The sequence below is a fragment of the Citrobacter sp. wls708 genome, assembly GCF_005281255.1.
GTDB classification, from domain to species: Bacteria; Pseudomonadota; Gammaproteobacteria; order Enterobacterales; family Enterobacteriaceae; genus Citrobacter; species Citrobacter werkmanii.
Map to the genome: position 1 here is coordinate 13,783 of NZ_SZXE01000033.1, position 13,819 is coordinate 27,601.

14 protein-coding genes and 1 other annotated feature are annotated in these 13,819 nt (G+C 52.8%); of the genes, 8 read left to right on the forward strand and 6 right to left on the reverse strand.

Going from position 1 to position 13,819, the window contains the following annotated elements:
• Position 1 precedes the first annotated feature (1 nt).
• From trpD to trpL, 3 genes are all read right to left on the reverse strand, one after another.
• On the reverse strand, positions 2–1,597 hold the full coding sequence (trpD, locus tag FDW97_RS18075) for a bifunctional anthranilate synthase glutamate amidotransferase component TrpG/anthranilate phosphoribosyltransferase TrpD (RefSeq protein WP_038640980.1): 1,596 nt from the start codon (positions 1,595–1,597) through the stop codon (positions 2–4).
• Complete coding sequence (locus tag FDW97_RS18080; protein ID WP_085048097.1) at positions 1,597–3,159, reverse strand: anthranilate synthase component 1; 1,563 nt, start codon at positions 3,157–3,159, stop codon at positions 1,597–1,599. The genes trpD and FDW97_RS18080 overlap by 1 nt, the downstream gene beginning before the upstream one ends.
• 23 nt (positions 3,160–3,182) lie before the next feature.
• Positions 3,183–3,277, reverse strand: a sequence feature (Trp leader region).
• The gene (trpL, locus tag FDW97_RS18085; RefSeq protein WP_012905981.1) at positions 3,254–3,298 is read right to left on the reverse strand and encodes a trp operon leader peptide; all 45 of its coding nucleotides are present in this window, start codon (positions 3,296–3,298) and stop codon (positions 3,254–3,256) included. It overlaps the preceding feature by 24 nt.
• Positions 3,299–3,421: 123 nt before the next feature.
• Between trpL and rnm the strand changes: the two genes are divergently transcribed.
• The 3 genes from rnm (at position 3,422) to rluB (ending at position 5,905) form a co-directional block, all read left to right on the forward strand.
• Positions 3,422–4,312, forward strand: a complete 891-nt coding sequence (rnm, locus tag FDW97_RS18090) for an RNase AM (protein ID WP_129694998.1) — start codon at positions 3,422–3,424, stop codon at positions 4,310–4,312.
• The gene (locus FDW97_RS18095) at positions 4,309–4,929 is read left to right on the forward strand and encodes an L-threonylcarbamoyladenylate synthase (protein ID WP_042308069.1); all 621 of its coding nucleotides are present in this window, start codon (positions 4,309–4,311) and stop codon (positions 4,927–4,929) included. The genes rnm and FDW97_RS18095 overlap by 4 nt, the downstream gene beginning before the upstream one ends.
• 100 nt (positions 4,930–5,029) lie before the next feature.
• Positions 5,030–5,905, forward strand: coding sequence for a 23S rRNA pseudouridine(2605) synthase RluB (gene rluB / locus FDW97_RS18100; protein ID WP_038640972.1), 876 nt, complete (start codon positions 5,030–5,032; stop codon positions 5,903–5,905).
• A gap of 83 nt (positions 5,906–5,988) precedes the next feature.
• Here the strand turns inward: rluB and cobO are convergent, their stop codons facing one another.
• Positions 5,989–6,579 carry a cob(I)yrinic acid a,c-diamide adenosyltransferase gene (gene cobO / locus FDW97_RS18105; protein ID WP_069324977.1) on the reverse strand — a complete coding sequence of 197 codons (591 nt, stop codon included), beginning with the start codon at positions 6,577–6,579 and terminating at the stop codon, positions 5,989–5,991.
• The gene (locus FDW97_RS18110) at positions 6,576–7,337 is read right to left on the reverse strand and encodes a YciK family oxidoreductase (RefSeq protein ID WP_038640968.1); all 762 of its coding nucleotides are present in this window, start codon (positions 7,335–7,337) and stop codon (positions 6,576–6,578) included. The genes cobO and FDW97_RS18110 overlap by 4 nt, the downstream gene beginning before the upstream one ends.
• Positions 7,338–7,559: 222 nt before the next feature.
• On the opposite strand from FDW97_RS18110, the gene sohB reads away from it, so the two are divergent.
• Positions 7,560–8,606, forward strand: coding sequence for a protease SohB (gene sohB, locus FDW97_RS18115; protein WP_069324978.1), 1,047 nt, complete (start codon positions 7,560–7,562; stop codon positions 8,604–8,606).
• 108 nt (positions 8,607–8,714) lie between these two features.
• Here the strand turns inward: sohB and FDW97_RS18120 are convergent, their stop codons facing one another.
• Positions 8,715–8,966 carry a YciN family protein gene (locus tag FDW97_RS18120; protein ID WP_003020616.1) on the reverse strand — a complete coding sequence of 84 codons (252 nt, stop codon included), beginning with the start codon at positions 8,964–8,966 and terminating at the stop codon, positions 8,715–8,717.
• Between the two features lie 398 nt (positions 8,967–9,364).
• On the opposite strand from FDW97_RS18120, the gene topA reads away from it, so the two are divergent.
• The 4 genes from topA (at position 9,365) to FDW97_RS23460 (ending at position 13,771) form a co-directional block, all read left to right on the forward strand.
• Positions 9,365–11,962, forward strand: a complete 2,598-nt coding sequence (gene topA, locus FDW97_RS18125) for a type I DNA topoisomerase (RefSeq protein WP_038640964.1) — start codon at positions 9,365–9,367, stop codon at positions 11,960–11,962.
• A 208-nt stretch (positions 11,963–12,170) separates the two neighbouring features.
• Positions 12,171–13,145 (forward strand): HTH-type transcriptional regulator CysB, encoded by a 975-nt coding sequence (gene cysB, locus FDW97_RS18130; protein ID WP_042308079.1) that lies wholly within the window; start codon positions 12,171–12,173, stop codon positions 13,143–13,145.
• 314 nt (positions 13,146–13,459) lie between these two features.
• Entirely contained in the window at positions 13,460–13,600 is a 141-nt protein-coding gene (locus FDW97_RS18135) for a YmiA family putative membrane protein (RefSeq protein WP_216422382.1), read from the forward strand.
• 3 nt (positions 13,601–13,603) lie between these two features.
• On the forward strand, positions 13,604–13,771 hold the full coding sequence (locus tag FDW97_RS23460; protein ID WP_165407704.1) for a hypothetical protein: 168 nt from the start codon (positions 13,604–13,606) through the stop codon (positions 13,769–13,771).
• Positions 13,772–13,819: the final 48 nt, after the last annotated feature.

Here is a 13,819-nt window from a genome sequence, read left to right on the forward strand (position 1 = left end):
TTTACCCTCTTGCTGCCAGCGCAGTAACACGGTCGTAGGCCGCGCCGCTACGCAGCACATTAATCACGGTTTGCGCATTAGTTTTTAAATCTTCTTCACCGTGCAGGCGCATTAACATGGCGACATTCGCGGCAACGGCTGCTTCGTGAGCGGCTTCACCTTTACCTTGTAACAAGCGACTAAGAATGTCACGGTTTTCTTCCGGCGTACCGCCCGCCAGCTGTTCCTGATGGTACGGCGTCAGGCCAAAGTCTTCCGCCGTCAGTTGATAACTCTTGATTTCGCCATCATGCAGCTCTGCCACAATAGTCGGCGCATGCAGCGAAACTTCATCCATGCCGCCGCTGTGTACGACCGCGGCACGTTGATACCCCAATACGCGAAGCGTTTCGGCAATCGGCAGCACCAGTTCCGGGCTGTAAACGCCGATCAGCGCCAGCGGCGGATGCGCCGGGTTAATCAACGGACCGAGCACGTTAAACAGCGTGCGGGTTTTTAACTGTTGGCGTACCGGCATGGCGTGGCGAAAACCGGTGTGGTATTTCGGTGCAAACAGGAAGCACACGCCGAGGTCGTCAAGCGCCTGACGGGATTTATCGGCGTTCATGTCCAGATTAATGCCAAATGCCGCCAACAGATCCGAAGAACCCGATTTACTGGAGACGCTGCGGTTGCCGTGCTTCGCCACTTTTAGTCCACAGGCCGCCGCAACAAAGGCGCTGGCCGTGGAGATATTGATACTGTTGCTGCCGTCGCCGCCGGTACCGACAATATCGGCAAACAGATAATCAGGACGCGGGAACGGGGCGGCGTTTTCCAGCAGTGCGGTTGCCGCGCCGGCAATTTCATGCGGGTGTTCGCCACGAATTTTCATGCTCACCAGGGCCGCAGCGAGTTGTTCCGGCTTCAGTTCACCGCGTACTACGGCCGAGAACAGTTGGTGGCTTTCCTGTTGGGACAGCGTCTGAGCCTGATACAGTTTCTCCAGAATAGGTTGCAGCGTATTGGTCTGTTCGAGTTTCTGTTGCGCCCATGCCAGCGTTTGCTCCAGCAGAAGCGCGCCCTGGGTGGTGAGGATCGATTCCGGATGGAACTGGAAGCCACACACGCGGTCGGTATCGTGACGGACCGCCATCACCATGCCGTTAAAGTGGGCGTTGATGGTCAAACCGGCTGGAACGTTGCTGCCAACAAGCGAGTGGTAACGCGCTACCGGCAATGGATTTGCCAGACCGCTGAACATTGCCTGACCGTCATGTTCAATACTGGATGCTTTACCGTGCAGGATCTCTCCGGCCTGACCGACATAGCCGCCGTAGGCTTCAACAATCGCCTGATGCCCCAGACAAATACCAATAATCGGCAGCTTACCGCGCAGGCGGGTTAACAGCTCCGGCATGCAGCCCGCTTCGCTTGGCGCACCGGGTCCCGGAGAGAGCATCAGCACCGGGTTTTTCATGGTTGCTAAGCGGTCAATTAACGTCTGGGCCGGAATATGGTTGCGGTAAATCACCACGTTGTGACCATTAGTACGCAGCTGATCCGCCAGGTTATAGGTAAATGAGTCGATGTTATCGAGCAGCAGAATGTCAGCCATTAGAAGGTCTCCTGTGCGTGGTGCGCGGTGGCGATAGCACGTAAAACCGCACGCGCTTTATTACGGGTTTCATCGGCTTCAGACTGCGGTACAGAATCCAGAACAATCCCGGCACCGGCTTGTACGGTGGCAATACCGTCTTCCACGAGTGCGGAACGAATCACAATACAGGTATCCAGATCGCCATGGGCGGTAAAGTAGCCTACCGCGCCGCCATAGCTGCCACGGCGACGACCTTCTGCCTCGGCGATAAGCTGCATGGCGCGAACTTTCGGCGCGCCGCTTAGCGTGCCCATATTCATACAGGCGCGGTACGCATGCAGTACATCCAGATCGCTACGCAGTTCGCCGACCACGCGGGAAACCAGGTGCATCACGAAGGAGTAGCGATCCACTTTGGTCAGGTCTGCAACGTAGCGGCTGCCCGGCGTACAGATGCGCGCCAGGTCGTTACGCGCAAGGTCAACCAGCATCAGGTGCTCGGAAAGCTCTTTATGATCGGTACGCATCTCCAGCTCGATACGGCTGTCGAGATCGCGGTCCAGCGAGCCATCCGCACGGCGACCGCGCGGACGCGTCCCGGCAATCGGGTAGATCTCAATCTGCCGGCTGGTGGCATCATATTTCAGCGAGCTTTCCGGGGAGGCGCCGAACAGCGTGAAATCGTTGTCCTGCATGAAAAACATATACGGGCTGGGATTACTTTTCTTCAGCACATAGTAGGCCGCCAGCGGTGACGGGCAGGGCAATGAGAAACGGCGGGACGGAACCACCTGGAAAATCTCGCCTGCGCGAATGGCTTTTTGCATCCCGCGCACCACAGCGCCAAATTCTTCATCGCTCTGGTTACATTCGCAGCGCATCTGCGGAATTTCTGTCACGGGCAGTGGCGGAGCTGGCTCGGTAAGCTGCTGGCTCAGTTGCGCCAGACGAGCGTTCAGACGCTGTTTTTCGCCATCGCTGGGGGTAAATACGCTGGCCTGAATGCGGGTACTTTTCTTTTGGTGATCGATGACCATCAGCGTTTCAGCCAGATAGAAGCAGTAGTCCGGGCAACGGTTACCTGCTTCAAGCTGAGGTAAATCTTCAAAACCGGCGACCAGGTCATAGGAAAACAGACCGCCGAAGAACATCGCTTCACGTTCTTGCGCAGGGACGTTGACCAGTTCCTGCAATAAACGGAAAGCATCAAATACGGAAAGGGAACATAAGCGGGCGTCTTCATCCAGCAACGGGCTTACATTGGGAAATTTCAAATGGCGTATGTTCGGCTGTTGTTCGTTTTCAACGCCAGCAGGCAGCGCTGCATCCAGCAGGGGCAGCAGCGATGCGCCGTTCGCGGAGAGCGCCTTAATAGTGACAGTGTCACCCAGGGCGGTGATGCGTAACGCGCTGTCGACCAGCAACAGGCTCTTCAGATCATCTTTGCTGTTGATATCTGCAGATTCAAGCAGCAGTGTCGCTGGACGAGCGCCACATACCTGATGAAACAGCGCCGTCGGATTCTCACGGTAGGCGGCATCGCAGGTAAGCAGTTCGAGTGTCGGTTTTGGTGTTTGCATCGTTGTTCTCATTAATTTTGTTCAAAAAAAAGCCCGCTCAGTTGGCGGGCCGGGTATCTGGTTGCATATTGCAGACGTAAGACACTGCCCGAAATCAGGAAGTGCGCCACCAACCGTGCAGAACAAATGTTGCTTTCATCTCAGATACCTTCTTCATGTGAACTTGCGTACTAGTTAACTAGTTCGATGGAGTAAAGTCAACACCTGATTTCAGTAAATTTGTCGAAACCGCTATGATGGGCGTGTTACGACATTTATTGAAATGGGAGCCGCCTTGAGCGACACGAATTACGCAGTGATTTATGACCTGCACAGTCATACTACAGCCTCCGATGGGCGATTAACCCCTGAAGCCTTAGTACACCGTGCGGTAGAGATGCGAGTCGGCACACTGGCGATCACCGATCATGACACCACGGGCGGTATTGCGGCGGCAAGAGAAGAAATTTCACGTTCGGGTTTAGCGTTAAATCTGATCTCGGGCGTCGAGATTTCAACGGTGTGGGAAAATCATGAGATCCATATTGTGGGTCTGAATATAGATATTTCTCATCCATTGATGTGCGAGTTTTTAGCGCAACAAACGGAGCGCCGTCAGCAGCGCGCGCGCTTGATTGCTGAACGACTCGACAAAGCGCATATCCCCGGCGCATGGGAAGGCGCGTTGCGTCTGGCAGATGGCGGGGCGGTCACGCGGGGACATTTTGCGCGTTTTCTGGTGGAATGCGGAAAAGCCACGACTATTGCAGATGTTTTTAAAAAATACCTTGCCCGTGGGAAAACCGGTTACGTTCCGCCGCAGTGGTGTACAATAGAACAAGCTATTGATGTCATTCATCATTCTGGCGGTAAGGCAGTTCTGGCTCATCCGGGGCGGTACGATCTTAGCGCTAAGTGGCTGAAAAGACTGGTTGCATACTTCGCTGAACACCGCGGTGACGCGATGGAAGTGGCGCAGTGCCAACAGTCTCCCAATGAACGCACCCATCTGGCGACGCTTGCGCGCCAGCATCAATTGTGGGCATCGCAAGGTTCTGATTTTCATCAGCCCTGCCCGTGGATTGAACTGGGTCGTAAACTCTGGTTGCCCGCAGGCGTAGAAGGCGTCTGGCAACTTTGGGAACAGCCTGAGATTACAGAGAGGAAACTATGAGCCAGTTTTTTTATATTCATCCCGAAAACCCGCAGCAGCGGCTGATCAATCAGGCCGTTGAAATCGTGCGTAAGGGCGGGGTGATTGTCTATCCAACCGATTCCGGCTATGCGTTGGGCTGCAAAATTGAAGATAAAGGCGCAATGGAGCGCATTTGTCGCATTCGCCACCTGCCGGACGGACACAACTTTACGCTGATGTGCCGTGACCTGTCCGAACTGTCGACCTATTCGTTTGTCGATAACGTGGCTTTTCGTTTGATTAAAAATAACACGCCGGGCAACTACACCTTTATCCTGAAAGGGACGAAAGAAGTGCCACGCCGATTGTTGCAGGAAAAACGTAAAACCATAGGCCTGCGTGTGCCGTCGAATCCGATTGCGCTGGCGCTGCTGGAAGCGCTGGGCGAACCGATGCTTTCCACGTCACTGATGCTGCCGGGCAGTGAATTTACCGAATCTGACCCGGAAGAGATTAAGGATCGTCTGGAGAAGCAGGTGGAGTTGATTATCCACGGCGGCTATCTCGGCCAGCAGCCGACCACGGTCATCGATTTAACTGACGATTCTCCGGTGGTCTTGCGTGAAGGCGTCGGCGACGTTAAACCTTTCTTATAAGGGCGCGAACCGCTATACTACGCGGCCTTAAAATGGCGCTGACTGGCGCCGTTGATTCTCCTGTTCGACGCCTGTGAAGGCGACATCTAAAGGAAGCTCTATGAGCGAAAAGTTACAAAAAGTGCTGGCGCGCGCCGGCCACGGTTCTCGCCGTGAAATTGAAACCATTATTGCCGCGGGTCGTGTGAGCGTTGATGGTAAAATTGCCACGCTCGGCGATCGCGTTGAAGTGACGCCGGGTCTGAAAATCCGTATCGACGGTCATCTGATTTCGGTTAAAGAGTCTGCGGAACAAATCTGTCGCGTTCTGGCCTATTACAAACCAGAAGGTGAACTGTGTACCCGTAACGATCCGGAAGGTCGTCCGACCGTGTTTGATCGTCTGCCAAAACTGCGCGATGCGCGCTGGATTGCCGTTGGGCGTCTGGATGTGAATACCTGCGGTTTACTGTTGTTCACTACCGACGGTGAACTGGCAAACCGTCTGATGCATCCAAGCCGTGAAGTTGAGCGTGAATATGCGGTGCGTGTGTTTGGTCAGGTTGATGACGCGAAACTGCGCGATCTGAGTCGTGGCGTACAGCTGGAAGATGGTCCGGCGGCGTTTAAAACAATCAAGTTCAGCGGTGGTGAAGGGATCAACCAGTGGTACAACGTCACGCTGACCGAAGGACGTAACCGTGAAGTACGTCGCCTGTGGGAAGCTGTAGGCGTGCAGGTAAGTCGTCTTATCCGTGTCCGTTACGGCGATATCCCGCTGCCGAAAGGCCTGCCGCGTGGCGGCTGGACGGAGCTTGATCTTGCGCAGACCAACTATTTGCGTGAACTGGTGGAGCTGAAGCCGGAAACGACCTCTAAAGTTGCCGTCGAGAAAGATCGTCGTCGGATGAAAGCGAACCAGATCCGTCGTGCGGTGAAGCGCCACTCACAGGTCGGCAGCAGCCGTCGTCCGGGCGGTCGCAGCAACAACGGTTAATCATGACCAGGCCTGATAAGCAAAGCGCCATCAGGCGTTAGCGTGGAGCCGGATGCGGCGCAAGCGCCTTATCCGGCCTGCTGTCAGTAATCAATTCCCATCTGAGCTTTCACGCCCGCTTCAAACGCGTGCTTAACCGGGCGCAGCTCGCTGACCGTATCTGCTAACTCAAGAATATCGCGATGACATCCCCGACCGGTGATGATCACCGTTTGATGGGCTGGGCGCGCATTTAAGGCATTGATAACCTCTTCAAGCGGCAGATAGTCGTACGCCACCATATAGGTCAGTTCGTCGAGGATAACCATATCCAGTTGAGCGTCAGCCAGCATTCGCTTTCCATGTTCCCATACGGCCATACAGGCTGCGGTATCCGACTCGCGGTTTTGCGTGTCCCAGGTAAATCCTGTCGCCATAACCTGAAACTCTACGCCATGGGGTTCGAGTAAGTTTCGTTCACCGTTTGGCCAGGTACCTTTAATAAATTGCACCACGCCGACTTTTTTACCATGGCCCACCGCGCGCGTGGCGGTCCCGAACGCTGCGGTGGTTTTACCCTTACCGTTTCCGGTGAACACGATAATGATCCCGCGCTCATCCTTTGCAGCGGCAACGCGGGCATCAACCCGCTCTTTAACGCGCTGCTGGCGTTGCTGGTAGCGTTCTTCACTCATTGAGCTATTCCTGGTTTACGGCCCGGTTGGGCATCGAAAGTCATACCGGTTTTACGGCGGCTGTCATCGCCCATCAGCCACAGATAGAGCGGCATAATATCGGCGGGAGTTTTCAATTTTTGCGGATCTTCAGTTGGAAATGCGCTGGCTCGCATGCCGGTACGCGTACCGCCTGGATTGATACAGTTTACGCGCAGGTGACGGTTCTGATATTCATCTGCCAGAACCTGCATCATGCCTTCGGTAGCGAATTTCGAAGTGGCATACGCTCCCCAATTGGCGCGTCCCTGGCGACCGACGCTGGAAGAGGTAAAGACCAGCGATCCGGCATCGGATTTCAGCAATAGCGGCAGCAATGCCTGGGTCAGCATAAAGGTGGCATTCACATTTACCTGCATGACATCTTGCCAGACCTGCGGATTTTGTTCGCTCATCGGACAAATATCACCCAGTAATCCGGCATTATGGAGAACACCATCCAGACGTGGAAAATGTGCGGCAATGCGCTGTGCAAGCTGGTGGCATTCTTCAGACGTACAAGTGAGCAGATCCAACGTGAACCAGTGTGGCTGCGTACCGTTTTCATCGGCAATAGTGCGGGCAACCTGGCGCAGTTTTTCTTCGTTACGCCCAAGCAGAATCACGGTCGCGCCATATCGCGCATAGGTCTGTGCGGCTTCACGTCCGATACCATCACTGGCACCGGTAATCAGAATAATGCGGTCCTGTAAAAGGTCTTGTTTAGGTTGGTAATGCACGGCTACTCCTCGGCAACGCTCTGGCCTTCTCGTTCGCGATAACGTTTCGGCTTTATGCCTTAAACCCTGTTCTTTTTCAATCAGCCAAAGGCAATAACACCGCAAAATGAACACTTTGTCATGCTTTTTGCTGATTCTGCGCCAGGATGGATGAAGCAAGACGGGTTAAGCAGCCTGTTGTACACTGAGCGGAAATAGCGTTGTTTAACCAAGGTGGGTCTCGTGGAATTGTTGTCTGAATATGGGCTGTTTTTGGCAAAAATTGTCACTGTCGTGGTGGCTATTGCGGTAGTTGTGATGCTGATTGTGAACGCGACACAACGCAAGCGTCAGCGCGGGGAGCTGCGGGTTATTAACCTCAGCGAGCAATATAAAGAGATGAAGGATGATCTGTCGCTGGCGCTACTGGACGGGCATCAGCAAAAATTCTGGCATAAGGCGCAGAAAAAGAAACAGAAACTGGAAGCAAAGGCAGCCAAGGCAAAAGCGAAGCTGGGAGACAGTACATCATCTGATAAACCACGTGTATGGGTGCTGGATTTTAAAGGCAGCATGGACGCCCATGAGGTCAGCGCGTTACGTGAGGAAGTGACGGCGGTGTTGGCGGTCGTTAAACCGCAGGATCAAGTGGTGGTTCGCCTGGAAAGCCCGGGCGGTGTGGTTCATGGTTATGGTCTGGCTGCGTCGCAGTTACAGCGTTTGCGCGATAAGCAGATTCCGTTGACCGTAACGGTGGATAAAGTCGCCGCGAGCGGTGGATATATGATGGCCTGCGTAGCCGATAAAATTGTCTCAGCGCCGTTTGCTATTGTCGGCTCTATTGGCGTCGTGGCGCAGATCCCGAACTTTAACCGCTTTCTGAAAGGGAAGGATATTGATATCGAACTGCACACCGCCGGGCAGTATAAGCGTACGCTGACGCTGCTGGGTGAAAATACGGAAGAAGGGCGGCAGAAATTCCGCGAAGATCTGAATGAAACCCATCACCTGTTTAAAGATTTTGTGCAGCGCATGCGTCCGACTCTGGACATTGAACAGGTAGCCACCGGCGAACACTGGTTTGGGCAACAGGCGCTGGCAAACGGGCTGGTGGATGAAATCAATACCAGCGACGAAGTGATCCTCGGGCTAATGGAAGGTCGCGAAGTGTTAAGCGTTCGCTATATGCAGCGCAAAAAACTGATGGATCGTTTTACCGGGAGTGCGGCCGAGAGCGCCGATCGTTTGCTACTGCGCTGGTGGCAGCGAGGACAAAAACCGCTGATGTAAAATTGTCATTGCCGGATGGTGATGCTAAAGCATCTTATCCGGCCTTGAGGATCGTAACATCCCGGGCCGGATAAGGCGGAGCCGCCATCCGGCAAATCATTTCTTGAATTAATCGATCAAGTGATACTTTTCAGAAAGTACGTGCGCCAGGTGCTTAAACATATTAAACACCGCCGTACTCTTGGGCGTCGGAAGCCCTTGTTCGTCTAAAAAGTAATCTCCGCTGAAAACCAGCACGCCATTTCGCTGCGTAACGCCGGTGGCGACAATCCCCGCCAGCGTGTCCTCATGCTCACGAATGATTTTGTTGGCTTCAATCAGCAGCGTTTCGCGATCGATAGGTTGCGTGTCTTTATGCATTATTTACTCCTTAAACAAGGACATTAGTCTACGCCGAGCCCGGCTTATGGGCAAATATTCCCTGACATAAATGAAGGTCTTACGTCGGGGTTGCAACTGGCGGGATTTGTTTTTGCATGCTAATAAAGTTGCGTAACGCATTTTATCAGGTACAGTGTGACGCTTTCGTCAATCTGGCAACAGATTTGCTTGACATTCGACCAATACTTCGTCGTGCTATAGCGTTTGTGAGCAAAAAAGCCTGTTAACTCAGTTACATGAGAGTTACATTACAAGCGCGAAAAAGTTTAAGGGGTTGATATCCGCCGACGCAGAGACCATATCAATGTCTCGTCGCCAGTGGAAGGTGAATCAACGTGCGACGCATTCTGGAAGAATCAAATTAGGTAAAGGTGAATATGGGTAAAGCTCTTGTCATCGTTGAGTCCCCGGCAAAAGCCAAAACGATCAACAAGTATCTGGGTAATGACTACGTGGTGAAATCCAGCGTTGGTCATATCCGTGATTTGCCGACCAGTGGCTCAGCAACTAAAAAGAGCGCCGACTCAACCTCCACCAAAACGGCTAAAAAGCCCAAAAAGGATGAACGTGGCGCTCTCGTCAACCGCATGGGTGTTGACCCGTGGCACAACTGGGATGCGCGCTATGAAGTGCTGCCTGGTAAAGAGAAAGTTGTTTCTGAACTGAAGCAACTGGCTGAAAAAGCCGACCACATCTATCTCGCAACCGACCTTGACCGCGAAGGGGAAGCCATTGCATGGCACCTGCGGGAAGTGATCGGCGGCGATGACGCACGCTACAGCCGTGTGGTGTTTAACGAAATTACTAAAAACGCTATTCGTCAGGCGTTTGAAAAACCGGGCGAACTGAACATCGACCGGGTTAACGCGCAACAGGCGCGCCGCTTTATGGACCGCGTGGTGGGCTATATGGTGTCGCCGCTGCTGTGGAAAAAAATTGCGCGTGGTCTGTCAGCAGGCCGCGTACAGTCGGTTGCCGTGCGTCTGGTGGTTGAGCGCGAACGCGAAATCAAAGCATTTGTTCCAGAAGAGTTCTGGGAAATTGGTGCTGACACGACCACGCCTGGAGGCGATGCGTTGCCGCTTGAGGTGACGCACCAGAATGATAAACCGTTCCGCCCGGTCAATCGGGAACAAACGCTTGCCGCTGTCAGCCTGTTGGAAAAAGCGCGCTATAGCGTCCTGGAACGTGAAGATAAACCGACCAGCAGCAAGCCGGGCGCGCCGTTTATTACCTCCACGCTACAGCAGGCTGCGAGCACGCGACTGGGCTTTGGCGTGAAGAAAACCATGATGATGGCGCAGCGCTTGTATGAAGCGGGCTACATCACCTATATGCGTACTGACTCAACCAACCTGAGCCAGGATGCGGTGAACATGGTTCGCGAGTACATCAGCGATAATTTTGGCAAAAAATATCTGCCGGAGAGCGCGAACCAGTACGCCAGCAAAGAGAACTCTCAGGAAGCGCACGAAGCTATCCGTCCTTCCGATGTCGCCGTACAGGCGGAATCGCTGAAAGACATGGAAGCTGATGCGCAAAAACTGTACCAGCTGATCTGGCGTCAATTTGTTGCCTGTCAGATGACGCCGGCGAAATACGACTCCACCACCTTAACCGTGGGCGCGGGTGATTTCCGCCTGAAAGCGCGTGGTCGTATTCTGCGTTTCGATGGCTGGACCAAAGTGATGCCTGCATTGCGTAAGGGCGATGAAGATCGCATCTTACCGGCCGTGGATAAAGGCGATACGTTGACGCTTGTCGAACTGACGCCAGCGCAACACTTTACCAAACCGCCTGCACGTTTCAGTGAAGCCTCGCTGGTTAAAGAGCTTGAAAAGCGGGGTATTGGTCGTCCATCAACGTATGCGTCGATTATTTCCACGATTCAGGATCGCGGCTATGTTCGTGTTGAGAACCGTCGCTTCTATGCTGAAAAAATGGGTGAAATCGTCACCGATCGTCTGGAAGAAAACTTCCGCGAATTGATGAACTACGATTTTACCGCGCAGATGGAAGACAGCCTCGACCAGGTGGCGAATCACGAAGCCGAATGGAAAGGCGTACTCGACAACTTCTTCACCGATTTTACTCAGCAACTGGATAAAGCCGAAAAAGATCCTGAAGAGGGCGGTATGCGTCCGAACCAGATGGTGCTGACCAGTATTGATTGCCCGACCTGCGGACGCAAGATGGGTATTCGTACCGCCAGCACCGGCGTTTTCCTCGGCTGTTCCGGCTATGCGCTGTCGCCGAAAGAGCGTTGCAAAACCACCATTAACCTGGTGCCGGAAAACGAAGTGCTGAACGTGCTGGAAGGCGACGACGCGGAAACGAACGCTCTGCGCGCCAAACGTCGCTGCCAGAAGTGCGGTACGGCGATGGACAGCTACCTTATCGATCCAAAGCGTAAGCTGCATGTATGTGGTAATAACCCGACCTGTGACGGCTACGAGATCGAAGAGGGTGAATTCCGCATCAAGGGTTATGACGGTCCTATCGTTGAGTGCGAAAAATGTGGTTCTGAAATGCACCTGAAAATGGGGCGTTTCGGTAAGTACATGGCGTGTACCAACGACGAGTGCAAAAACACTCGTAAGATCCTGCGTAACGGTGAAGTCGCTCCGCCGAAAGAAGATCCGGTTCCGCTGCCGGAACTGCCGTGTGAAAAATCTGACGCGTATTTTGTGTTACGTGATGGCGCTGCAGGTATCTTCCTGGCGGCAAATACGTTCCCGAAATCACGTGAGACCCGCGCGCCGTTAGTGGAAGAACTGTACCGCTTCCGCGATCGTCTGCCGGAAAAACTGCGTTATCTGGCAGACGCGCCGCAGACTGACCCGGATGGCAACAAGTCCATGGTTCGTTTCAGCCGTAAAACCAAGCAGCAATACGTTGCCGCTGAGAAAGACGGTAAGGCGACCGGTTGGTCAGCGTTCTTTGTTGACGGTAAATGGGTCGAAGGGAAGAAATAACGGCATTCCGCCTGAATTCTTCCTTAAAGGGTCGCGTAAGCGGCCCTTTTCGTTTCTGGCGTATTATTTTTTGTCATGCCTATACAGCTTACATAGAAATGATATAGTGGTTATAGTTAACACGTTTTTTATTATTAAATCGTATTAGCAGCGCTAACGAGCCTGCTCTGAAACGATGATCTGATGGCATAAATCGGGATGGCTTGACATGAAATTACAGCAGCTTCGCTACATTGTTGAGGTGGTGAACCACAACCTTAATGTCTCCTCAACGGCGGAAGGGCTTTATACCTCCCAGCCAGGCATCAGTAAGCAAGTTCGTATGCTTGAAGATGAACTTGGCATCCAGATTTTTGCCCGTAGCGGCAAGCACCTGACGCAGGTTACGCCAGCGGGGCAGGAAGTCATCCGTATTGCGCGTGAGGTTCTGTCGAAGGTGGATGCCATTAAGTCGGTGGCCGGCGAACATACCTGGCCGGACAAAGGCTCGTTATACATCGCGACGACCCACACGCAAGCACGTTACGCACTGCCAAACGTGATTAAAGGTTTTATTGAGCGTTACCCTCGCGTCTCTTTGCACATGCACCAGGGATCGCCGACGCAAATCGCCGAAGCGGTATCGAAAGGGAATGCAGACTTTGCCATTGCGACAGAAGCCCTGCATCTGTATGACGATTTGGTGATGCTGCCTTGCTATCACTGGAACCGCTCGATCGTCGTGACGCCGGATCATCCGCTGGCGGGAAAAGCGTCCGTTTCTATTGAAGAGTTAGCGCAGTATCCGCTGGTCACCTACACCTTCGGTTTTACCGGGCGTTCGGAACTGGATACCGCGTTTAACCGTGCGGGTCTGGAACCGCGTATAGTATTTACCGCGACTGATGCCGATGTCATTAAAACCTATGTGCGTCTGGGGCTTGGGGTGGGGGTGATTGCCAGCATGGCGGTTGATCCCGTCTCCGACCCTGATCTTGTACGTGTTGACGCGCACGATATCTTCAGTCATAGCACCACCAAAATTGGTTTTCGTCGCAGCACGTTTTTACGCAGTTACATGTATGATTTTATTCAACGTTTCGCGCCGCACCTGACGCGAGATGTGGTGGATACTGCGGTAGCGCTGCGTTCTAACGATGATATAGAAGCCATGTTTAAAGATATTAAATTGCCTGAGAAATAATACCGGCAGTTACCTCGTCGGTATCCTTCTGCATAAAGCGATACCGACGGGAGACGCTGAATTAATCGATAATTTACAGTGAATAAATTAACCATATATAGTTTATGGAAAAGGTTCTCTAAAGTAGTTTCAAATTAGTCAGCTTGCCAAAAATTCCTTTCAAATATTGATAACCGATCAAACAATCGATTTATTTATCAGGACGAGTCCGAAAATTAACTGGCTTTTTTTTGCCTTTTTTATTAGGATTCCTCCTATCTGATGATTAATTGTACCGATTGTTTGGTGCCTAAATGATAAGTAATTTCGATAGTATGAGGTTAGCGATGCCTTCAGGAAACCAGCCAGCACGCAGGGATCCCGTGATGAAACGTAAAGCCTGGTTTGCTGTTTTTCTCGGCTCCGCAGTGTTCTGGATTGTCGTCGCGCTCGTGGCCTGGCAAGTGTGGGGGTAGGTCATGTCCGCACCGGAACAACACACCACCGTGACGCCAGCTCCCCATGAAAATGAACCAGATAGCAATACCGGCGCAGAGAATGGGCCGGAAATCCCCACCTCCTGGACGCTTTCCCCTGAACAACGCGCGTTTATTGATCTGTTTACTGATGATGAACAGAAACAGTAATTAATACGAATTTTATCGTCATTATTATTCGTCCTCTGTCTGATATCT

Coding starts and splice junctions, on each gene's coding strand:
- FDW97_RS23460 (WP_165407704.1), top strand. CDS start 13,604: ATGTCCGCACCGGAACAACACACCACCGTGACGCCAGCTCCCCATGAA.
- FDW97_RS18095 (WP_042308069.1), top strand. CDS start 4,309: ATGAGCCAGTTTTTTTATATTCATCCCGAAAACCCGCAGCAGCGGCTG.
- FDW97_RS18120 (WP_003020616.1), bottom strand. CDS start 8,966: ATGCATAAAGACACGCAACCTATCGATCGCGAAACGCTGCTGATTGAA.
- cobO (WP_069324977.1), bottom strand. CDS start 6,579: ATGAGTGAAGAACGCTACCAGCAACGCCAGCAGCGCGTTAAAGAGCGG.
- rluB (WP_038640972.1), top strand. CDS start 5,030: ATGAGCGAAAAGTTACAAAAAGTGCTGGCGCGCGCCGGCCACGGTTCT.
- rnm (WP_129694998.1), top strand. CDS start 3,422: ATGGGAGCCGCCTTGAGCGACACGAATTACGCAGTGATTTATGACCTG.
- topA (WP_038640964.1), top strand. CDS start 9,365: ATGGGTAAAGCTCTTGTCATCGTTGAGTCCCCGGCAAAAGCCAAAACG.
- FDW97_RS18135 (WP_216422382.1), top strand. CDS start 13,460: ATGAGGTTAGCGATGCCTTCAGGAAACCAGCCAGCACGCAGGGATCCC.
- FDW97_RS18080 (WP_085048097.1), bottom strand. CDS start 3,159: ATGCAAACACCAAAACCGACACTCGAACTGCTTACCTGCGATGCCGCC.
- cysB (WP_042308079.1), top strand. CDS start 12,171: ATGAAATTACAGCAGCTTCGCTACATTGTTGAGGTGGTGAACCACAAC.
- trpD (WP_038640980.1), bottom strand. CDS start 1,597: ATGGCTGACATTCTGCTGCTCGATAACATCGACTCATTTACCTATAAC.